Source organism: Paraburkholderia sediminicola (assembly GCF_046027825.1).
GTDB lineage: Bacteria > Pseudomonadota > Gammaproteobacteria > Burkholderiales > Burkholderiaceae > Paraburkholderia > Paraburkholderia sediminicola_D.
Window position 1 is genome coordinate 20,628 of sequence record NZ_JAQQDU010000006.1, and the last position, 20,080, is coordinate 40,707.

The window sequence follows — 20,080 nt, forward strand, 5'->3', positions numbered from 1 at the left end:
GCGCACATGACACAGACTCTTCTCGACGTGCGCGGCGTGACGCGGCGCTTCGGTGGACTGACCGCTGTGAACGGGGTCGATCTTTCGATTTCGGAGGGCGAACTCGTCAGCGTGATCGGGCCAAACGGCGCGGGCAAGTCGACGCTGTTCAATCTGATTACCGGGCTCGATACGCCGGACGCAGGCACCGTGCAATTCGACGGCCGTGACATTACCGGCGTACGGCCGGAAAAACTCGCCGCGCTCGGGCTCGCACGGACGTTTCAACATGGCCGGGTGTTCGGCAATCTGAGCGTGTTCGACAACGTGTTGATCGGTGCGCACGCGCGTTTGCGCGCCACTCGCACGGGTTGGCCGATTATCGGCGCGATTGCCGAAGTGGCGCGCGCGCTAATCGGACCGGCTTCGCTCCGCAGTGAAGACGCGGCGTTGCGCGACGAAGTGCGCGAGATCGTCGCGGGATTTGGCGAGCGCCTGACGCCGCGTATCGATCATCCGGCGCATAGCCTGTCGTATGCGAACCGGCGGCGCGTCGAGATTGCCCGCGCGCTCGCTTTGCATCCACGCATCCTGCTGCTCGACGAACCGACGGCCGGCATGAACGAGTCCGAAACCGCCGAAATGCTGGTGCTGATTCAGCAACTGAAGGCGCGCGGACTCACCATCCTGCTGATCGAACACAAACTCGACATGGTGATGCGGCTATCGGATCGCGTGATCGTGCTCGACAACGGCGCGAAGATCGCTGAAGGCCTGCCGCGCGACGTGCGCAACGATCCGCGTGTGATCGAAGCGTATCTGGGGCATCGCAATGTCGGCGGCGCGGCGACCGTGCGCGTTGCGGCCTGAACTTTTGGAACATCAACGATGAGCGACGCTTTACTTAAACTCGAACACATCGAAACGTTCTACGGCCCCGTCCAGGTGCATTTCGATGTCAATTTCCAGGTGCGGCGCGGCCAGATCGTGAGTCTGCTCGGCGGCAACGCGAGCGGCAAGTCGACCACCATGAAGCTGATTCTCGGTCTGCACAAGCCGCGCACCGGCAGCATAACGTTCGAAGGCGAAGCGATCACCGGACTCAGCACGCCGCAGATCGTGCGGCGGGGTGTCGGTTCGGTGCCTGAAGCGCGGCGGCTGTTCGGCGACATGACAGTGCGTGAAAATCTGCTGATGGGCGCCTATACGCGGCGTGACCGCGATTCCATCGACGAAGACTACGAGCGTGTGCTGGGCCTTTTCCCGCGCGTGAAAGAACGCCTGACGCAAAAGGCTGGCACGCTCTCCGGCGGCGAGCAGCAGATGCTAGCCATGGCGCGCGCGCTGATGAGCCGGCCGAAACTGATCTGCATGGACGAATCCACCATGGGTTTGTCGCCGCTCTACGTCGACAAGGTGCTGGAGTTGATCGACACGATTAACCGGCAAGGTGTGACGTTCTTCATGGTCGAGCAGAACGCCAGCCTCGCGCTGGAGATCGCGCATTACGGCTATGTGCTGCAGACGGGCCGCGTCGTGCTCGAAGGCACGGCCGAATCACTGCTCGGCGATGAGCGGATCCGCGATGCGTATCTCGGAGGCGAAGCTGCGGCGACGACGGCATCGTGACGCGATCAACGAGCACCATTAAGCGCGGCGAGCCGCTGGTGCTGTTGCGTTCAGCCGTTCATCACTCTGAAGAACAGCCTGTCATTGCCATGCGTGGCGCAGGTAACATCGACGAGCCGATAGTCAGTCATATGGCTGTAGGCGAAGGCGGCTTCAAAGGTCGAACTGGTCGAATTCGCTTTGCAGTTCGCGATTGCGTGCAACGCGTTCATCGATGCCCGGCCCAAGCCGTTCGACAATCGCCGAGATCAGCAGGTTGAACAGGCACGTGAGCGGCGCCAGCGAATCCCAGAACTGACCGACATCGGTCTTCACCTGCAAAAGATCGCCGTCGAAGTCACGCGCCCACGGACAGTAAATATCGGTGACGAGCGCAAAGGGCAGGCCACGGCGCGCAGCGGCTTCACAATAACGGCGCGCGATCATCGAATAGGCGCGAGTATCGGTGATGATCAGATACGGTGCCTTGAACTCAGAGTTCAGCGAATCGACATAGGAACCCGACATGCCGTCGGAATAGAACACTCGCGGGCGGATGTACTCAAGGTAGCTGTAAAACGCGTTGCTGATGCCACGCGTGGACTGGATGCCGAGGATATAGACGGCGTCCGCATTCGAGATGTGTTCGGCCACGCGGGCGAACACCGGCGATTGCGCAAGCTGGTAGACATGCTGGATCGCGCCGATTTCTAGTTCGAGCGAGTGAGCGAGCGCCGGGTTGGTGGCGGAATGGGAAGCATCAGGCCCGCTTGCGGCCGGTGTGGCTTCGTCGTGCTGGCCGGAGGCGCGGCGAAACGCGTCGAGCCGGTCGGTGATCAGCCACGGGCGTTCCTCCGCGCCGCGCAGTTCGCGCTTCAGGTCGTCGAGGTTCTGGTAGCCGATGCTGCGCAGGAACCGGCCCACCGAGATGCCGCTGGTGCCGGCTTGCCGGGCGATCTGATCGGCGTTTTCGAGGCCAAGCCGGTCGAGATTCGCCAGCATGTAACTGGCGACGCGCTTGGAGGTGGGCGTGAGTTCGGCGAAGTGAGCTTCGACGGTTTGTGCAAAGGCGGTCGGCATCGTAGTCGCGGCGCGGGGCGAGTGGTGGGTCGATTATTGAGATGATGACATAGTCAACCGCTGGCCGACCCCGCGCGATCCTGAAAATCAGGGCGCGCGCACGCGCGGGCGAGACTCCGTTCAGACTGCTGGCTGCGCCGGTCGCGCTGGCGCGGCTCGCGAGAAGCGCCGCGCGCCCGCCACACAGGCCACCACCACGACCGTCACCAGGATCATCGCGGGCGGTACCTGTTCGTGCAGCAGCAAACCGGCGAGCAGCAGGCCGAAGAACGGCTGCAGCAACTGCAGTTGCCCGACCCCCGCGATGCCGCCGAGCGCCAGTCCGCGATACCAGAACACGAATCCGATCAGCATGCTGAAGAGCGATACGTACGCGAGCCCCCACAGCGCCGCGTGGCTCACCCCTTCGAACGAGGCGGGCCGCGACCACCAGGCGAGCGGCAGCATCAGCGGCAGCGACAGCACCAGCGCCCACGAAATCACCTGCCAGCCGCCGAGATGGCGCGACAGTCGCGCGCCTTCGGCATAACCCAGGCCGCAGACGACGATCGCCGCCAGCATCAGCGCATCGCCGAGCGGCGATGCGTCGATGCCGTGGCGCAAGGCGAACGCCACCACCGCGCCGCTGCCGAGCGCCGAGAACAGCCAGAACGCCGGCTGCGGGCGCTCGCCGCCGCGCAGCACGCCGAAGATCGCCGTGGACAGCGGCAGGAGCCCGACGAACACCACGGCGTGCGCCGCGTTCACGTGGCGCAGCGCGAGGGCGGTCAGGAGCGGAAAGCCGACTACCACGCCGAGCGCGACCACCACCAGCGGGATGAGGTCGCGCTTGGCCGGCCGAGCCTGGCGAAATACCAGCAGAAGCAACAGACCCAGCGTGCCCGCGATGGTCGCGCGGGCGACCGTCAGAAACACCGGATCGAGGCCCTGCACGGCGATGCGCGTGGCGGGTAGCGAGCCGCTAAAAATCAACACGCCCACCATGCCGCTCACCCAGCCGTTCGTTGTCTTGTCCATCGAAAAAGTCCATACGCATTGAAAATGGAATCTATAGCATCCGCTTTTGGGCTGCAAAGGGTAAGCTACGGATCAGTACAATTCGTACAAACTGTACCGAACATGGAGCAGTACAGATGGCGGAAAGCGATAGCAACCGGATGGTTTCAGGGATGCAACCCGGTATGCAAGCCGGCACGCGTGTCGGCACCGTGATGGACAACTTGCGCGAGCGCATCGCGAGCCGTTCGCTGATGCCGGGCGCGCGCGTGCCGTCGATCCGCGTGATGACCGAGGCACTCGGCGTGTCGAAGTCGACCGTGGTGGAAGCATACGACCGGTTGGTCGCGGAAGGGGTGATCGTGGCGCGGCGCGGTTCCGGCTTTTTTGTGTCCGGCCACGCGCCGCCGCTCGCGCTCGCCGATCTCGGGCCGCGGCTGGATCGCGAGGTTGATCCGCTGTGGCTCACGCGGCAGTCGCTGGAGGCCGATGCGAAGGTGCTCAAGCCGGGCTGTGGCTGGATGCCGCCTTCGTGGCTGCCGGAAGATGGCGTACGCCGCGCATTGCGTGCCGTGGCGCGCGATCCGCAAGCGCCGCTCGCCGACTATGCGAGCCCGGGCGGTCTGCCCGCGCTGCGTCAGCAACTCGCCTGGCGGCTCGCGCAGCACGGCGTGGAAGCGCCGCCCGAGCAGATCCTGCTGACCGACGGCGGCACGCACGCGCTCGATCTCGTCTGCCGTTTTCTGCTCGAACCGGGCGACACGGTCCTGATCGACGACCCGTGCTACTTCAACTTTCAGGCGCTGCTGCGCGCGCATCGCGTCCGTATCGTCGGTGTGCCTTATACGCCGTCCGGGCCCGATCTGGCGGCATTCGAGCGGGCGTTGATCGAGCATCGTCCGCGGCTCTACGTGACCAATTCCGCGGTCCACAATCCGACTGGCGCCACGCTCGCGCCGGCCATCGCGCACCGGCTGCTGAAACTGGCGGGCGAGCACAATCTGCTGATTGTCGAGGACGATATCTTCGCTGACTTCGAGGACGAACCGGCGCCGCGTCTTGCGGCGTTCGACGGTCTCGCGCGGGTGGTCTCGATCGGCAGTTTTTCGAAGACCTTGTCCGCCGCCGTGCGCTGCGGCTACATCGCGGCGCGCAGCGAATGGATCGAGCCGCTGGTCGATCTGAAGCTGGCCACCACGTTCGGCAACAGCCAGCTCGCGGCGAGCGTCGTGCATCGTCTGCTGGTGGACGGCACGTACCGGCGGCATCTGGAATCGATGCGCACGAAGCTCGCGGACGCCATGGGCGAGACGATCAGGCGGCTGGGCTATGCAGGCCTTGAAGTGTGGACGCGGCCACGCGCCGGTATTTTCGTGTGGGCGCGCCTGCCGGATGCGCTCGACGCCGCCGATATCGCGCGTCACGCGTTAGCGGAGAGTGTGGTGTTCGCGCCGGGCAATGTGTTTAGCGCGTCGCAGTCGGCGGCCGGCTTCCTGCGCTTTAACGTGTCGCAATGCAACCGGCCGAAGGTGTACGAGGCCCTGCAACGGGCGATGGACGTGTCGGCCGCATCGCAGGAGCACGCCTGAACGCGTGCTTCTCACCACGCGAGCTTACTTGCACAGCAACAGCAGACGCTCCTGATCCGTGCACGTGGAGTGCGGTTTCTGCGCGGCTTGCGCCGCCGTCGCACTGATCGCCGCACTCTTGTTCGTGAGACACGCGCGCAAATGCTTCTCTACGGGCCCGTAGTATTTCCATCCGCGCACGAGCGTCGGCAATTCGAGTTTCACCTGCTTCCACTTCGGATGTCCGTGCTCCTGCAGATTATCGAAGTTGGCGCACAGCGAGTCCGCAAAGCGGTTCAGGTTGACGACGGTGTCGCGCAGACCGTAATCGTAAGTGACGAGAAAGGCCTTCACCGTCAACGTGGGGACATCTTCTTTCAGCCAGTTCGGATAGCTCGTCGCGCGGAGCGTCGCGGGAAAATACGTCTGCTTCGCACGGGCGGTTTCGGGCGCGTTGGGATCAACCCTCAGAGGGCGGAGTTGTTGCAGCAGTTCGGGATTCATGTCGGTGAACAGTTTCGCCGGCTGCCCGACCACGATGATCGCAACGTCCACTTTCTTGACGATCAAGGCGGCTAGCGCGTCTTCGTTACTCAGGTGCTGGATGTTCTGCTCGGGAATCGCCTGTCCGAACATCAGGTGATAGAGGGTCGTGGCCGATTGCGCGGTGCCGCTGCCGATCAGGCCCACACTGATGCTCTTGTCCTTGATGTCGGCGAAGGTTTTCATCGGCGAGTCCGCGCGCACCACGACGTTAATTTCCTCGTCGTAGAGCGGCATGATGAGCCGTAGCGGGCGGATTGCGGTGCCCGCATCGGCATTGCCCGCGTTGGCCATGTCGATGTAGGCCTGATACACGTCGGACTGCACCAGCGCGAGCTTCACGCCCGGCTCGAAGCGCATGCGCTGTACGTTTTCAGCCGAGCCCTTCGACGCCATGACTTCCAGGTCGATGCCCGCCGGTTGCGCCACCCATTTCGACAGATCCTGGCCGATCTGAATGTACGTGCCCCGTTCCGGACCGGTGACGATCTTGTAGTGCGCAGGCTCCGCGCCCGCGAACGAACAGATGACCATTAGCGCCAGCCCCAGCCATCCCGCGAGAAGTCTTTTCAGCATGGTCTATCCACCCATCGGTCAGGTTTGAACAGCCTCTCGCGTCGGCGCGCGCGAAGCACCGGTAAGCCGGTTTGCCATCTCATGTTCGATGCGCTGCGCATGCCATGTCCGTCTGTTGCCACTCAGAGAACACGCGAAACGCCAGTGCGATCGGGCGTGCCATGATTCAGTCAGTCACTCAGGAAAATCGGTCGTACGAACAGCTATGAAATTCGGTATCCAAATGATTTATCGCTGACCGGACTGTCGATTGCCGCATGCGGTTTGAGCGGCGCCCAACCTGTTTCGTGAATCACGCGTTCGAGGATCGTCTTCGCCGTGTCGTTGCCGGTGTCGATCGCCAGCGCCTCATTGGCATGCTGGCGTGCGCAACTCCACGACTGCTGCGCGGCACACAACTGTGCGGCCTGCAACGCGGTGTCGCGGCGCGCGGCAAGCGGTTTCAATTCGCTCAGCAGGCTTTGCGCGTCGGTGCTGTCGGGTTGCAGCGTTTGCGCAGCGCCAAGCGCCGCTTGTGCCGCGGACAGATCGTTGGCGCGGAAGGCCAGACGCGCAGCCTGCAGCGCTTGCGTCGCATCGCGGAACTGCGGCGCCGCTGGTTTCACAGGCGTTGCGGCTACCGGCGGCGCAATAGGCGTGACTGGGATCGCCGGCGCGGCCTTGGCGAGATTGGCAGGATTGGCGGGAACAGCGGGCTTAGCCGCTGCGGCCTGATTTGTCGATTGAGCCGGTGCGTATTGCGCAATCGTGCCGGTCGCTGTTCTTGCGTCCGGCGCGTTGTCGGCGCTCTGTTCGGTGGCGTCGTTCTGCGAGTCGTGGTTGTCGCTGAATAGTGCGTAGGCGACATACGCTAGTCCGATTGCGCCAATGGCCACGATGGCGAGCAGCACCCAACGCAGTGAGAGCATGTTGCGGCCGCCAGAATGCGGCGGATCGGCAGAAGGCGGCAGGTTGGAGGAGGGTGGCGGATCAGCACGCAGAGGAAGCGACGCGAGTACCGGTAGCATCGGGGGCTCGATAGGGACGGCTTCGTCGGTGAACGCAGCCGGCGCGGCGAGCTCGGTTTCGCTCGGTTGCGTCGGATCGAAACTGCTTTTCTGCGCAGTCTTGTTCATGGCACTGGCGCGGCTGCCGGGAATCACAACGCGCTTGTTTGGACCGGTGTCGAGCGGATGCACCGCGCCGCAATATGGGCAATAGTCGACTTGCCGGTATAGCGCACCGCCACAGCGCTTGCAGGGCGTCGGAAAACTATGGCCGGGTATTGTCTGGGTGGACATACTGTGGACCCACCTGTGGAAAACAATGCCTATACGGCATGCTCCAGATCGCGTTCAGACAGGAAGCAACTTCCGCGAAAACCACGATCCACATGCGCTGGAGAACCTTGGGACGCAAGTTCTCGCTTGCGGTGCCGCTGCTTGCAATATGTGGCGTTTCAGTGAGAACGTCAATCGACGTTCTCACCTACTTTATGTGCGGCGGAGCACGTTTGTAGGTACGACGAAACACTGCATATGTCTGCAGAACGAACGGGCGGATGAGTTTTTTCAGTGCTTGCGCAGCGGATGATCCTTCAGAAGCCACGCGAGTGCGAAGGCCAGTACCACGACGCAGGCCGCCGACAGATACACCGTGTGCAACGCACCGGCAAACGCTTGCAGATAATCGTCGCGCAACGCTTCGGGCAACTGGTGGATGGCCATCGGTCCGAGTGCGTGCGGCAATTCGGTGCCGGGCGGTATCAACGCTTCCAGGCGCGCGGCGAGGCCATTGGAAAACACCGCGCCAAAACTGGCTACACCGATCGAGCCGCCGATTGAACGGAACAGCGTCGCGCCCGAAGTGGCCACACCCATGTGCTTGAACTCGACCGTATTCTGCACGGCGAGAATCAGCACCTGCATCACCATGCCGAGGCCGAAGCCGAGAATGCCCATGTAGAGATACATCACATGAATGGGTGTGTCGATCTGCAGGCGTGCGAGCAGCACCATGGCGACGGCCACGAGGAACGTGCCGGCGATTGGGAACATGCGGTACTTGCCGATCTTGCTGATTACGCGTCCGGTCACCATCGACATCACGAACAGACCGCCCATCATCGGCAACATCTGCATGCCGGCTTCCGTCGGCGTCGAGCCTTTAACGACCTGCAAATACAGTGGCAGGAACGTGACCGAGCCGAACAGCGACACGCCGATGATGAAGCCGATCAGACTGCTCAGTAAAAACGTGCGCTGTTTGAAGAGTTCGAGCGGCATGATCGGTTCGATAGCCGTGCGCTCTTCGTGGATGAAACCCCAGATCGCCACGAGCCCCATGCCCAGCGTGAACCACAACTGCGGCGACGACCACGGCAGGATCGTGCCGCCCTGGCTCGTGAACAGGATGATGCAGGTGAGCGCGCCGGCGAGAAACGCGGCACCCATGTAGTCGATGGTGTGCTTTACATGACGCACGTGCGGCTTGAAGACCGCGCCGATCACCGCCAGCGAAATGATGCCGAGCGGCAGGTTGATGTAGAAAATCCAGCGCCATGAGAGGTGCTCGACGAGAAAGCCGCCGAGCAGCGGCCCGATTACCGTCGCGAGACCGAACACGCCACCGAATACGCCCTGGTAGCGGCCGCGCTCAGCCGGCGGAATTACGTCCCCGATTGCGGCCATCGTCACGACTAGCAGGCCGCCGCCGCCGAGCCCTTGCAGCGCACGCAGCACGATCAACTGGGTCATGTCCTGCGCGATACCGCACAACGCGGAGCCGACGAGGAACACGACAATCGCCGTCTGAAGCACGATCTTGCGGCCGAACAGATCGCCGAATTTGCCGTACAGCGGCACGACGATCGTCGAGCTGAGCAGGTAGGCAGTCACGACCCATGACAGGTTGTTGAGCCCGCCGAGTTCGCCGACGATGGTCGGCAGCGCGGTCGAGACAATGGTCTGATCGAGCGCGGCGAGCAGCATGACCAGCAGCAGCGCCGGAAACAGCAGGCGGATCGGCGGGTGGTCGGTTGCCCGCGAGCCGGGCTGCGCATCGGGCGTTGCCAGTTCGGCGGGTTGAGTCGTTGTCGGTTGGTCCATGGCGCCACGGTCTTGAAATTAATTAATTCGGAGATTAATATATGCGACATCGCGTCACTCGTCAAATTGAATGCAATGGCAAGGATTCCGGCAGATGAACAGAAAGTGAAGAGCACACCGCGCAGCACGGCCGCCGTGAAGGCAGGAAAGCTTTCGAAGCCTGCGGCGTCCGCCGGCGCGAGTGAGTCTGCGAACGTTGCGATGCAAGCACCCGCACGGCGCCCCGGCAGGCCGTCGGGCTCGGCGCGCGGCCCGGAGCAGCGCAGCCGCCTGCTGGACGCCGCGCTCGCTTTGTTCGCGCGGCAGGGCATCGTCGACACCACGCTCGGGGAGATTGCCCGCGAGGCGGGTTTCACGCCGGCGATGATGCATTACTACTTCAAGACGCGCGATCAACTGCTCGACGTGCTGATCGACGAGCGTTTCGCTCCGCTACGCGCCGGGCTCGGCGTGCCGTTTCAGGAAAATCCCGACGACCCGGTGGCGGCCATCACGCAACTCGCGCAGCGTTTGGTTCAGGTGGCAAGCGACAACCCGTGGTTTCCGTCGCTGTGGGTGCGCGAAGTGATCAGCGACGGGGGCCTGCTGCGCCAGCGCATGCATGAACGGTTCGGCAATGCGCATCAAAAGGCCTCGCTGCTAGCCATCGCGCGCTGGCAAAAGGAAGGGCGGCTGAATGCCGGGTTGGAGCCGGCACTGGTGTTCGTCACGCTGCTGGGCATGACGATTCTGCCGCTGGCTACGTCGAAGCTCTGGCGTAACGATCCCGTGCGGCGCAATATCGGCGGCGCGGAGATAGCCCGGCATGCGGTGGCCTTGCTGGTGCAGGGCATCGGTCCACGCAAAGCGGACTGACACGCCCACGGACTCACGCAAGATTACGTTTCTGCCGCCACACCTCATAAGCCTCTTTCGTCTGTTGATGATAGCGTCGCCATGGACCGTGAGGCAGGCCGCGCAACCATGCAGACGCAACGGCGAAAACCAGCGAGGCACGCGACGTGCTACCTGAGGGGTGGATGTGAACGCCGCGCGCTAAAACGCAAAAGCGCGCAACAGCGCCGGCGTCGCAAAAGCACATGAATGTCAGGGAAGACGCCGGGCGGGCAAAGCGGCGCGCATGAGTTTGCAGCGGCCGCCACGGCGAATCGGGTGTCGGCATCGGTCTGCCAGGACAATGGCCGCGAGAGCCGGTTTTTCATCGGCGTGCAATTTTGGCGCGTTACTGTGCGCACGCGTTGCGCTCAGGCCATGTTTTACAATCGCGGGCCTGCATGCAACTCGACGCATGAAATCGAGTCGGAACCATGAACACCAAACCCGTAGCCGCGCAGCTCGGCGGCAAACAGCAGGACGATACGTTGGCCACGTTTGAGGGCCTAACCGGTTTTTTAGAGCAGCAACAGAACATGAACGGAGCATTGAGACTCGATCAGGCCACGATCGTGCTCGTCGAAGACGACCTGGATAGCCGGGAATCACTGGCCTTGTTACTCGAGGCGGAAGGCGCGCATGTGGTTGCTGTGGCGGATGCCGAAGAGGGCGTCGAAGCGGCGCTGCGGCTGTTGCCTGACGCCGTGGTGTGCGACCTCGAGTTGCCGGGCATGGACGGCTTTTATCTGATCCAGCGGCTGCGCGATCACGAGATTCGCGGGGACCACGCACCTTCGGTGGCCGTGGCGCTCACGGGCCATACCGACGACGCTTACCGCTTGCGTAGCATCGGCGAAGGCTTCCAGCATTTCATGACCAAGCCGGCATTGCCGGAAGACCTCGTGACGCTATTGCACGACGCGATCGCCTCTCGCGCGGCGGGCTGAGCGGTTTCATTGGCGGGGGGGCGAGTGGCGGTTGGCTCGCCACCGCATCTTCGGCGGCTAGCTATCGCTCAGCGAAGCGCCCGGCAATCAGCCTGCAAATCTGATTGCCGGCGCTGCCGTCATTTTGTGGCGGCGACCGGTGTTGCGGCACCGGCGCTCGCCGCTTCCGCTGTCTGACAGGCGGAACACAGTCCCTTCAATTCGATTTCATCACTGGCAAGGCGGTAGCCCGCGTCTTCGATTTGCGCGACGAGCGCCTGGCGCAGTTTAGGCTGGTGCAGTTCGGTGACGTTGCCGCATTGCTGGCAGACCACCAGAATGCCGTGCTGGCATTGCGTCAGGTCGTGGCAGACGGTGAACGCATTGATCGATTCGATGCGGTGCACGAGTCCGGCCGAGAGCAGAAAGTCGAGCGCCCGGTAAACCGTGGGCGGCGCCGAGCCGGGATGGATCTGGCGCATGTCGTCGAGCAGCGAATACGCTTTGGTGGCGCGCCCGGAATTTAGCAGCAATTCGAGCACTTTGCGGCGGATTGGCGTGAGTTTTTCGCCGCGTTCGCGGCAATATTCTTCCGCGAGAGTCAGTGCGGCTTCCTGCGATTCGCCGCGCTCACCGTGCGTGTGCCCCGGCTCATGATGATGAGCGGAGGCGGCAGGGGTGGCTTTATCGGCGGTCGTAGCGGGCTTGGCGATCTTCATGCGTCGATTATAAAGGTCATCGTGCTTCGCTGTGCCGATGTCCGGTACACCTGCCGGTCGCGGCTGGGCGCCGCCGCGAAGCATGTGGCTGCCGGACTCAGTCGAGCTTTACCGCAAAGCCGCGCTGCACGCCGGGCCGCGCGAACAGCGCTTCGTACCAGCGTTTCACATTTGGATAGGTGGCGAGGTCCACTTTGTGCCGTTCGTGACGCCACGCCCAGCCAAGAATCGCGAAATCCGCCACTGACAAGTCTCCCGCCACGAACTCCGTTTGTGCGAGGCGCCGGTCGAGCACGCCATACAAACGGTGGGTTTCGTCCGAATAACGCTTGAGGCCATAGGTGCGGTCGGCGGCTGACTCGAGCGCGGCGAAGTGGTGCACCTGACCCGGTATGGGCCCGAAACCGCCCATTTGCCACATCAGCCACTCGAGCACCGGGACGCGCTCGCGCAGCGTCTTCGGCAGGAATTTGCCCGTCTTTTCAGCAAGATACAGCAGCACCGCACCCGACTCGAACACGCTGATCGGCTGGCCGTCCGGCCCGTCCGTATCGACGATCGCAGGAATCCTGTTGTTTGGGCTGATGCGCAGAAAGTCGGGCTGGAACTGCTCCCCACGGCCGATGTTGACCGGCTTCACCGTGTACGGCAGTTCCATTTCTTCGAGGGCGACGCTGACCTTGCGGCCGTTCGGCGTGCCCCATGCGTAGAGCGTGATCGTCATGTCGGATGGGCGCCGGATGGCCGCCGTTTGAATTAAGTCAGCGGGAAATCGATGTATTTCTTGAAACCCGGGCGCGTCGCAATCCGGGAATACCAACGCTCCAGATTCGGCAGCGGAGGACGTTCGACGCCTTCCAGTCCGAACCAGCGTTTGGCGTACGCGCCGATCACGATATCGGCGAGCGTGAACTTCTCGCTTTCGAGGAAGAAGCGGCCTTGCAGAAAGTTGTCCAGCAGGCGCCACTGCAGCGTGACCGCGCTGAAGTCGGTGGCGAGTTTGGCGGCGTTGCGCTCGGCGGCGGGCGTGCGTACGAGGGCCCAGAACACGGGCTTTTCCGCGGGTTGCAACGTGGTAAGCGACCAGTCAAGCCAGCGGTCGATGCTGGAGCGCAGTTTCGGCTCGGACGGATACAGGAGGCTCGATTCGCCGTATTGCAGCACCAGATAGCGCAGGATCGAGTTCGATTCCCACAGCACGAAGTCGTCGTCGACCAGTGTCGGAATCTTGCCAGTCGGGTTCATCGCGAGATAGTCGGGCTCGTTGTTGCGGCCGAATTGCAGGCCCGCGTCGATGCGTTCGTACGGCAGCACGAGTTCATCGCAGCACCACAAGACTTTCTGTACGTTGACCGAGTTGGTGCGTCCCCAGATCGTAATCATCCGGCAAATCCTTTTTTTACATTGACGGTTGGCAAGCCGCGCGAGGTGCGTGGCGTTCAGCCAGTAACGATACACGATGCGCATGGGTTTGCGCGCCGCCGGCCTGCAATCTGCCGCATGAAGTGTCGACCAAAGCGTCTTGCTCATCGAGCCTCGCATGCGGCCCGACGCGCCGTGCCGGCAACGCGCGGGCGTTGCGTACAATGGGCGCACCCGAATACGACGAGGCACCGCATGGCCCGCATTGTCCCCGACGACTGGAAGAGCCTCGCCGCCACCGGCGCGGCGGCACGCGAACGCGAAACCCTCGCGTTGCTGGAAGAAGCGCTTCCCGATGGCTACACCGTCTATCACGGGGTGCATTGGACCCGCCTGAACCAGAACTTTTCGGTGTTCGGCGAGGCCGACTTCGTGATCGTCAGCCCGGCTGGGCGCGTCATGATCGTCGAACAGAAAACCGGTTTCCTGCGCGAAACGCCGAAGGGGCTCGTCAAGGTCTATCTTCAGACGGAACGCAATGTGGCGATCGCGCTCGCGCACACCGTCGAAACGCTGCAGCGGCGCTTCACCGCGGCGTTCGGCGCGGGCACGTATTTCATCGAAGAACTGTTGTATTGCCCGGATCACATCGTCAAGGACGCGGCGATTGCCGGCGTCAATCCCGCGCGGATCGTCGACGCGACGCGTAAGGACCGGCTTGCCGCGATCATTCGCGAAGCCTTGCCGTCCGACGAACCGCGGCTCGCCTGCGCACCGAAAATTCACCACTTTTTCGCCGACGAACTTGCGCTCACGCCCGACGCCAGCGCACTGGTCGGCCAGGCCGGCACGCTCGTCACGCGTCTGGCCGGCGGTCTCGCGACCTGGGCGCGGCGGCTCGAGTTTTCACCGTTCCGGCTGCGCGTGATCGGCACGGCCGGCTCCGGCAAGACACAACTGGCAGTGCAGGTGATGAACGACGCGGTGGCGCGCGGCCAACGGCCTTTGTACGTGTGTTTCAACCGGCCACTCGCGGATCACATCGCGCGGGTCGCGCCACCTGAGGCGAAGGTCGCGAACTATCACCAGCTATGCGACTGGATCGCACGCGACGCGGGCCGCGAGCCGGATTTCCAGTCCGGCGACGTGTTCCATCAGCTCGAAACGATTTTCGCCGAAACGCCGATCGACGCGCGCTGGCAATACGACGTGCTGATCGTCGACGAAGGGCAGGATTTCCAGCAGCCGTGGGTGGCTGCGCTCGCGCGCCTGTTGCGGCCGGGCGCCGCGTGGTGGTGGCTCGAAGACCCGCTGCAGAATCTGTATATGCGCGAGCCGGTCGAACTGCCCGGCTGGACCACGCTGAAAGAAACCACTAACTACCGCAGTCCGCGCGACATTCTCGATTACGTGCGCGACGTGGTCGGCGCTTCGGTGCCGGTCGCGGCGGGTCTGGCGTCGGGCAGTCCGTTCGACGGCTCCGATATTTCGCTTTCCGTCTACGACGAAGCGAACGCCGTCGAAGGTAGCATCGAAGGGACCAAGCGGGCGATCACGCAGGCGTTGTCGCTCGGCTTTCGCAAGCAGGACATTGCGGTGATCTCGTTTCGCGGCCGCGAAGGCTCGGCGATGACCGCGCAGGATCATCTCGGCCCGCATCGGTTGCGCAGTTTTACGGGTAAGTACGATCTGTTCGGCAACCCGGCGTACCGCGAAGGGGATGTGCTGTTCGAGTCGATCTATCGCTTCAAGGGACAGGCGGCGCCGTGCGTGATTCTCACGGAAGTCGACTTCGAGTCGTTCGATGAACGTATTGCGCGCAAGCTGTTCGTCGGCGCCACGCGGGCGACCATGAAACTGATCATCGTCGCCTCGCAGCGGGCCGCGCGGCATTTGCATCTGCGCGATGGTAAAGAGGTCAAGGAAACCAAAGAGATCAGAGAGGCGAGAGAAGCCTAGCAGCCGCTCAGGTTGACGCTTGCGCTACTGGGTCACGCGTTCAGGCTTGACGCACTCGGGTATAACGTCCCGAACCTATGCTGGCCCGCACAGGTCGGCACGCGCTCACTCAAGTCCACGCGCGCGCGCCCACCAGCATCCCGGTTTGTGTAAGCGCGTCCCACCAGATCACGCGCAGCAGCGGCGCCTGTTGCGCGATCAGCAGCGCCTGCACCGGATCGCTCTCGACAAAATGTGTGACGCCGCCGCGCAATGCGGCAGCCGCCTTGTGAGCGGCGGCGCCGGCGGGGCTTTCGTCGTGCGTGCCGGGTGTGCGCATCACCAGTTGCATATGGCCGAAGCCGTGCCGCGCGAGCCACGCTTCGGTGCGCGCGCGATCCAGTTCCGGCCGGCCCGTGATGATCGTGCGAACGCGTTGCAGATCGATGCCCGGCAGCACCTCGAACGGCAGCAGTGCGTCGCGTTCGGCGAGCGCCGCGGCCAGATCCTCGTCGTAGCGCGCGAGCGGCACGTCGGGTAGCAGAATGCCGTCGAGGTCGATGGCGTAGGTGGCGTATTCGTGATCGTCGGCCATGGCGGGTGCGGTGCCCGCTTCAACGCGCTCCCAGTCCTCGCGATAACGCTCGGTGTAGGCCTGGCGCTCCCACGGAAACAGCGCGAAGTAGCCGCGGGCATCGATTGCGTAATCGGGTTGCGTGCGGCTCAGGTCGTCGACGGCGGCGGTCAGCGTCCTGACGTCGAGGCCATGCTGCTGAAGGAATGCGATGCAATCGGTCAGCGTAAAACCGCGCCCCGCGATGTCCTCGCACAGCAGCACTTTCGAGCCTGCGGGCGGGATCGGCAGCGTCGAATCCCACGCGACCGTGCGCGACCGGCGGTCGTAACGCAGGAAGGCGACCGGCGTGCCGGCCGCATGCGACACCATCAGCGCGAGCGGCGCGCCGCCACGCAGTATGCCGATCGCCAGCGTGAACCGCTCGGCCAGCAAGGCGGGTTGCAGCGACTCGATCCAGTGATCGAGCTGTTCGTACGTCAGGGGCAAAACCGGCTTGTTCATGACTCGTAGGGCGTCGCTTTGCGCGTGTAGAGCAGGTGTCCCGGAGACGGAGCGTAGCGCGAGGCGCAGTGCTGCGGCGGATCCCCGTTTTTGAGACAAAGAAATTTGGCGATATTATGCATGCGGTTCAAAGATCGCGCGTCGGGGTGACGCGCGTCGCCGGACGGGACGTGTCGCACAGACCACCGCCGCGGCGGAAAGGGGCGCTGCAGGTTCGCTGGCAGGTTGAGGCGGCGCCGCGTGGAGCTGCCCGCAAAAATAACAAACAACGGAAAGGCCAGGTAAATGAGCAAGGTGAGTGCAGCGATGGATGGCAGGACGGGCGTGGCCAGGGGCGCATGGTGGGGGCTGCTTCTGCTCCTCGCCCTCGCCGCATGGAGCATGCGGGCCCAGGCGCAGGCAGAGTCGTTGCCGTTATCGCTCGACGTAAAGGGCAAAATCAGCAAGACTAATGACGCGGCGCACCAGGTGTATCACTTCACCGAGGCACAACTGCTTGCACTGCCGGTCCATTCCATTACGACCGCCACGACCTGGACCCCGCGTTCCACCTTCACGGGACCACTGCTCGCGGATATCCTGAAGATAGTCGGCGCATCCGGCAGCGCAGTCGAGATCCATACGCTCGACGACTATACGTACACCATTCCGGTATCGGACTGCGATCGCTACGGCGTGATCGTTGCCTATAGCATGAACGGCCGGCGCCTGAAGATCAGCGACTTCGGGCCGCTGTTTCTTATGTATCCGCGCGACGCGTTCCCCGATGAACTGATGGGCGCGGCGGGCGACTCGAAATTCGTATGGCAGATCAAGGCACTCATCGTCAAATAACGCGCCGCCCCTGGCGTCGTGTCCTCTATGTGCTGATCTGGTTGACCGCGCTCGCGGCGCCGGCCGGCGCAATTGGCTATCTGTTGTACGCAAACCTGCTCAATCCGCGCGCCACCGAACAGCTGACCGGTCAGTACGACGGCTTCTACTGGGACGCCGCGCAATTGCAGATTGCCTACGCGCGTTTTGAGAACCAGTTGCTGCTGTATCAATCCGGCGTCGACGACGACTATCAGCGGCTCATGCTGCGCTACCAGTTGCTGCAATCGAAGCTGCATGTGATGGCCGGTTCGACACGTCGGCTGACCACGCAGGTCGCGCTGCTGCAACGGCAAATGGACGAGATCCAGTCGCTCGATCATCTGCTGGGCGGGATTCAGCCTGAGGTGGATGCCTTGCCGAAGGATCGCAGCCTCACCAATCAGATCGTCGTGGAATTGCGCCAGCATTGGAATGAGGTCAACGATCTCGCGTTGAGCCGCCGTTTCGCCGACGTGGCCGACCGTGAGGCGATGAACCGCGATTTCATCGACAAGCGCCGTATGCTGTTCGCGGGCGGCCTGCTGCTGCTGTTACTGTCGGCGGCCGCGACCACGTTGCTGGTGCTCAACGGCCGGCGCCGTACCCGCCTGATGCGTCAGCAGCACGCGGCGCTCGAAGCCGAGCACCAGGCGAGCCAGGCGGCGCGCGAGGCGAGTCTCGCGAAGGACGCGTTTCTCGGCATGATCAGCCACGAACTGCGCACGCCCTTGCATGCGATCGTGTCATCGATCGAATTGCTGGGCTTCAACTATCACTCCGAGGCTGACCGCAAGGTCATTCAGCGGCTCGAAACCGCAGGGCGCCATCTGGAAGCCCAGATGAAAGACCTGACCGACTACGCGCGCCTCGGCGCCGGCAAGCTCGAGTTGCGTCACGAGCATTTCGAGCCGCGCGAACTGCTGGCGTCGATCGTCGACGAACACGCGATGTCGGCCGCCTCGCGCGGCCTCAAGCTGGAAAGTGAGGCGAGCGGCATGAACGGCCTCGTCGATTCCGATCCACACCGGATTCGCCAGATCGTCAACAACCTGGTCACCAACGCGATCCGTTACACCGAAACCGGAACGGTGCGCGTGCAATTGAGGCAGCGGCCGGCGGTGCTGATCTTTGTCGTCAGCGATACGGGGCCGGGCGTGCCACACGCGCAGATTCCGCTGATCTTCCAGGAGTTCACGCAACTCGACGCGTCGCGCACGCGCCGCTTCGAGGGGGCGGGGATGGGACTCACGATCGTGAAGGGGCTGGTCAGGCTGTTCGGCGGCACCGTCGAGGTGGCGAGCACGGTGGGTCAGGGCACCACTTTTACGGTGACGATCCCGGTCACGCCGGTCTCGGCAAGCGCGCCGTCCGGCGTGGCGGCGCACGCCGAACCGGGCGGTGCGCGCCCGTGCGTGCTGATCGTCGACGACAACCGGCTGATTCGCGAGTCGCTCAGCGAAATGATCGCGCACATGGATTTCGACGCGCACGCTGTCTCCAATGCCGACGATGCGCTAGCGTGGCTCGACGCGCGTCACTGCGACGTGGTGTTGCTCGATCTGCATATGCCGGATCGCGACGGTTATACGTTCCTCGCGGATTTCGCGGCTCGCGGTGGGCCGTCGTCGGGTGTTCCGGTGATCGTGGTGAGCGCGTATGCGCCGCAGGGAGAGAGCGCGGGCAATGCGGGAGAGGACGGGAGAGAAGCCGGCTCGGCGCCGTTTTTCGACGCGCTATTAAAGCCAGTACATTACGACGAACTGCGCAGCGCGTTGCAGCGTGCTTTGGCCTCGCGGCATACGGTGTGACGTGACACCTGGGGAAACGCAGAGGGAGGAGGACTCAACCTGAGCACACACCTTCAACTGCTTGCCGACACATGCCGGCATCAAGGCCCATTAAGACCCGTTAAGGCCCATCAAGGCCGATTAAGGCGCTTGGACAGATCGGCGACCAGGATCGCCATACGCGCGGGCTTTTCATAGCACGCGACGTCGTAATTACGGATGACCTCGCTGATCTCCGATTCGCTGGCCTTGCCAGTCAGCAATTCGCCGGTCAGCACGAAAATCGGCGCGTCCGGATTCTCCGAGGCCCGCACCGCGCGGATCGCCGCCGCCGAAGTCTGCGAGCCGAACAGCCAGTCGATCACGATGCCGTCGAAGATCTGTGTTTGCAGTTGTTCGGCGAACGCCGCGAGGCCGTAGATCGCCACCGCCGTGAAACCGCTGCGCTCGAGATAGTCGCGCAGGTTGTCGGCAGAGGCCTGATCGTCGTCGACCACGGCGATAGTCGGCTTGTCGGTTTCAGCGCGGCGCGGATAGATCTCGATCTTGTGGACTTCGTACGCGCTTTGGTAAAGCGTGCCGTCGTGACGCGCAACGCGCCATTGACCGAGCTTCGAATACGCCACAAATTCCGGACGGCTGCCCGGTTCGAGCGCGGCGCCGACCCATGCGGTGCAAGCCAGTTCGATCGCGCCGATGCAGAACACCGCCTCCTGGGCGATGGCGCCGACCATGCCCGGATCGAGCGACTGCGCGCCGAATAGCTGAGCGGCAGGTTCGCCGAACACCTCGGCGACCTTCTTGATCTGCGAGAGGGTCCACGGGCTATTGCCGCGCAGTTTGCGGTGTCCCTGGGAAAAACTCAGATCGAGGATGCGGCACAGCTCAGTGGTTTGCTGGCGTTTACCGATTCCATGCCGGCTCATCAACTCGCGCACGCGCTCGGCAACGGCGATGGCGTCAGGTGAGTGTGTTTCGTTGGTCATACTGCGTGAAGATCCGCCTTCTTGAAGGGTGGCTGTGGAGCATACGTTACGGCACGCGCAGCGCGGGCATGCACATGGGATGTGCATCGACGCGGCGACGCAGGGGACAGCAAATGTACA

General features: G+C 63.3%; 18 protein-coding genes. 8 read left to right on the forward strand and 10 right to left on the reverse strand.

The window, feature by feature from the left end; genetic code table 11:
* The first annotated feature begins 6 nt into the window (after positions 1–6).
* Entirely contained in the window at positions 7–849 is an 843-nt protein-coding gene (locus PQQ96_RS04740; protein ID WP_408289446.1) for an ABC transporter ATP-binding protein, read from the forward strand.
* Positions 850–867: 18 nt separating this feature from the next.
* Positions 868–1,608: an ABC transporter ATP-binding protein gene (locus PQQ96_RS04745; protein WP_408289448.1), complete on the forward strand. Its 741-nt coding sequence runs from the start codon at positions 868–870 to the stop codon at positions 1,606–1,608.
* A 153-nt stretch (positions 1,609–1,761) separates the two neighbouring features.
* On the opposite strand, the gene sapR is transcribed toward PQQ96_RS04745, so the two are convergent.
* On the reverse strand, positions 1,762–2,667 hold the full coding sequence (gene sapR / locus PQQ96_RS04750; RefSeq protein ID WP_408289451.1) for a sap1 transcriptional regulator SapR: 906 nt from the start codon (positions 2,665–2,667) through the stop codon (positions 1,762–1,764).
* A 120-nt stretch (positions 2,668–2,787) separates the two neighbouring features.
* Positions 2,788–3,684 (reverse strand): DMT family transporter, encoded by an 897-nt coding sequence (locus tag PQQ96_RS04755; RefSeq protein WP_408289454.1) that lies wholly within the window; start codon positions 3,682–3,684, stop codon positions 2,788–2,790.
* 116 nt (positions 3,685–3,800) lie between these two features.
* Here PQQ96_RS04755 and PQQ96_RS04760 point away from each other — a divergent pair, with 116 nt between their 5' ends.
* Positions 3,801–5,252 carry an aminotransferase-like domain-containing protein gene (locus PQQ96_RS04760; protein ID WP_408289456.1) on the forward strand — a complete coding sequence of 484 codons (1,452 nt, stop codon included), beginning with the start codon at positions 3,801–3,803 and terminating at the stop codon, positions 5,250–5,252.
* 24 nt (positions 5,253–5,276) lie between these two features.
* Here PQQ96_RS04760 and PQQ96_RS04765 read toward each other — a convergent pair whose 3' ends face one another.
* The 3 genes from PQQ96_RS04765 to PQQ96_RS04775 form a co-directional block, all read right to left on the reverse strand.
* A complete protein-coding gene (locus tag PQQ96_RS04765) occupies positions 5,277–6,350 on the reverse strand; it encodes a TAXI family TRAP transporter solute-binding subunit (RefSeq protein ID WP_408289459.1) in 1,074 nt (357 codons plus the stop codon).
* Between the two features lie 203 nt (positions 6,351–6,553).
* Positions 6,554–7,630, reverse strand: a complete 1,077-nt coding sequence (locus PQQ96_RS04770; RefSeq protein WP_408289461.1) for a hypothetical protein — start codon at positions 7,628–7,630, stop codon at positions 6,554–6,556.
* Between the two features lie 270 nt (positions 7,631–7,900).
* Positions 7,901–9,436, reverse strand: a complete 1,536-nt coding sequence (locus PQQ96_RS04775; RefSeq protein WP_408289464.1) for an MDR family MFS transporter — start codon at positions 9,434–9,436, stop codon at positions 7,901–7,903.
* Between the two features lie 75 nt (positions 9,437–9,511).
* On the opposite strand from PQQ96_RS04775, the gene PQQ96_RS04780 reads away from it, so the two are divergent.
* Together PQQ96_RS04780 and PQQ96_RS04785 are read left to right on the forward strand one after the other, a co-directional pair.
* Positions 9,512–10,291, forward strand: coding sequence for a TetR/AcrR family transcriptional regulator (locus tag PQQ96_RS04780; RefSeq protein ID WP_408289466.1), 780 nt, complete (start codon positions 9,512–9,514; stop codon positions 10,289–10,291).
* A gap of 452 nt (positions 10,292–10,743) precedes the next feature.
* Positions 10,744–11,256: a response regulator gene (locus PQQ96_RS04785; RefSeq protein WP_408289469.1), complete on the forward strand. Its 513-nt coding sequence runs from the start codon at positions 10,744–10,746 to the stop codon at positions 11,254–11,256.
* A 119-nt stretch (positions 11,257–11,375) separates the two neighbouring features.
* On the opposite strand, the gene PQQ96_RS04790 is transcribed toward PQQ96_RS04785, so the two are convergent.
* The 3 genes from PQQ96_RS04790 to PQQ96_RS04800 form a co-directional block, all read right to left on the reverse strand.
* Positions 11,376–11,954, reverse strand: coding sequence for a Fur family transcriptional regulator (locus tag PQQ96_RS04790; protein WP_408289472.1), 579 nt, complete (start codon positions 11,952–11,954; stop codon positions 11,376–11,378).
* Between the two features lie 97 nt (positions 11,955–12,051).
* Entirely contained in the window at positions 12,052–12,678 is a 627-nt protein-coding gene (locus PQQ96_RS04795) for a glutathione S-transferase family protein (protein ID WP_408289474.1), read from the reverse strand.
* Positions 12,679–12,710: 32 nt separating this feature from the next.
* Entirely contained in the window at positions 12,711–13,337 is a 627-nt protein-coding gene (locus PQQ96_RS04800) for a glutathione S-transferase family protein (protein WP_408289477.1), read from the reverse strand.
* 234 nt (positions 13,338–13,571) lie between these two features.
* Between PQQ96_RS04800 and PQQ96_RS04805 the strand changes: the two genes are divergently transcribed.
* Positions 13,572–15,275, forward strand: a complete 1,704-nt coding sequence (locus PQQ96_RS04805) for an ATP-binding domain-containing protein (RefSeq protein WP_408289480.1) — start codon at positions 13,572–13,574, stop codon at positions 15,273–15,275.
* 109 nt (positions 15,276–15,384) lie between these two features.
* On the opposite strand, the gene PQQ96_RS04810 is transcribed toward PQQ96_RS04805, so the two are convergent.
* Complete coding sequence (locus PQQ96_RS04810; protein WP_408289482.1) at positions 15,385–16,332, reverse strand: phosphoribosyltransferase; 948 nt, start codon at positions 16,330–16,332, stop codon at positions 15,385–15,387.
* Between the two features lie 285 nt (positions 16,333–16,617).
* Here PQQ96_RS04810 and PQQ96_RS04815 point away from each other — a divergent pair, with 285 nt between their 5' ends.
* The gene (locus PQQ96_RS04815; RefSeq protein ID WP_408289485.1) at positions 16,618–17,166 is read left to right on the forward strand and encodes a putative pterin-binding protein; all 549 of its coding nucleotides are present in this window, start codon (positions 16,618–16,620) and stop codon (positions 17,164–17,166) included.
* Positions 17,136–18,995 carry an ATP-binding response regulator gene (locus tag PQQ96_RS04820; protein WP_408289488.1) on the forward strand — a complete coding sequence of 620 codons (1,860 nt, stop codon included), beginning with the start codon at positions 17,136–17,138 and terminating at the stop codon, positions 18,993–18,995. Before PQQ96_RS04815 ends, PQQ96_RS04820 begins: the two co-directional genes overlap by 31 nt.
* Positions 18,996–19,105: 110 nt before the next feature.
* On the opposite strand, the gene PQQ96_RS04825 is transcribed toward PQQ96_RS04820, so the two are convergent.
* Positions 19,106–19,960, reverse strand: a complete 855-nt coding sequence (locus PQQ96_RS04825; protein ID WP_408289491.1) for a helix-turn-helix domain-containing protein — start codon at positions 19,958–19,960, stop codon at positions 19,106–19,108.
* Positions 19,961–20,080 lie beyond the last annotated feature (120 nt).

What these genes read in the sequence shown, in the direction of transcription:
- PQQ96_RS04740 (WP_408289446.1), top strand. Translation starts at nt 7, where the DNA reads ATGACACAGACTCTTCTCGACGTGCGCGGCGTGACGCGGCGCTTCGGT.
- PQQ96_RS04745 (WP_408289448.1), top strand. Translation starts at nt 868, where the DNA reads ATGAGCGACGCTTTACTTAAACTCGAACACATCGAAACGTTCTACGGC.
- sapR (WP_408289451.1), bottom strand. Translation starts at nt 2,667, where the DNA reads ATGCCGACCGCCTTTGCACAAACCGTCGAAGCTCACTTCGCCGAACTC.
- PQQ96_RS04755 (WP_408289454.1), bottom strand. Translation starts at nt 3,684, where the DNA reads ATGGACAAGACAACGAACGGCTGGGTGAGCGGCATGGTGGGCGTGTTG.
- PQQ96_RS04760 (WP_408289456.1), top strand. Translation starts at nt 3,801, where the DNA reads ATGGCGGAAAGCGATAGCAACCGGATGGTTTCAGGGATGCAACCCGGT.
- PQQ96_RS04765 (WP_408289459.1), bottom strand. Translation starts at nt 6,350, where the DNA reads ATGCTGAAAAGACTTCTCGCGGGATGGCTGGGGCTGGCGCTAATGGTC.
- PQQ96_RS04770 (WP_408289461.1), bottom strand. Translation starts at nt 7,630, where the DNA reads ATGTCCACCCAGACAATACCCGGCCATAGTTTTCCGACGCCCTGCAAG.
- PQQ96_RS04775 (WP_408289464.1), bottom strand. Translation starts at nt 9,436, where the DNA reads ATGGACCAACCGACAACGACTCAACCCGCCGAACTGGCAACGCCCGAT.
- PQQ96_RS04780 (WP_408289466.1), top strand. Translation starts at nt 9,512, where the DNA reads ATGGCAAGGATTCCGGCAGATGAACAGAAAGTGAAGAGCACACCGCGC.
- PQQ96_RS04785 (WP_408289469.1), top strand. Translation starts at nt 10,744, where the DNA reads ATGAACACCAAACCCGTAGCCGCGCAGCTCGGCGGCAAACAGCAGGAC.
- PQQ96_RS04790 (WP_408289472.1), bottom strand. Translation starts at nt 11,954, where the DNA reads ATGAAGATCGCCAAGCCCGCTACGACCGCCGATAAAGCCACCCCTGCC.
- PQQ96_RS04795 (WP_408289474.1), bottom strand. Translation starts at nt 12,678, where the DNA reads ATGACGATCACGCTCTACGCATGGGGCACGCCGAACGGCCGCAAGGTC.
- PQQ96_RS04800 (WP_408289477.1), bottom strand. Translation starts at nt 13,337, where the DNA reads ATGATTACGATCTGGGGACGCACCAACTCGGTCAACGTACAGAAAGTC.
- PQQ96_RS04805 (WP_408289480.1), top strand. Translation starts at nt 13,572, where the DNA reads ATGGCCCGCATTGTCCCCGACGACTGGAAGAGCCTCGCCGCCACCGGC.
- PQQ96_RS04810 (WP_408289482.1), bottom strand. Translation starts at nt 16,332, where the DNA reads ATGAACAAGCCGGTTTTGCCCCTGACGTACGAACAGCTCGATCACTGG.
- PQQ96_RS04815 (WP_408289485.1), top strand. Translation starts at nt 16,618, where the DNA reads ATGAGCAAGGTGAGTGCAGCGATGGATGGCAGGACGGGCGTGGCCAGG.
- PQQ96_RS04820 (WP_408289488.1), top strand. Translation starts at nt 17,136, where the DNA reads ATGGCAGATCAAGGCACTCATCGTCAAATAACGCGCCGCCCCTGGCGT.
- PQQ96_RS04825 (WP_408289491.1), bottom strand. Translation starts at nt 19,960, where the DNA reads ATGACCAACGAAACACACTCACCTGACGCCATCGCCGTTGCCGAGCGC.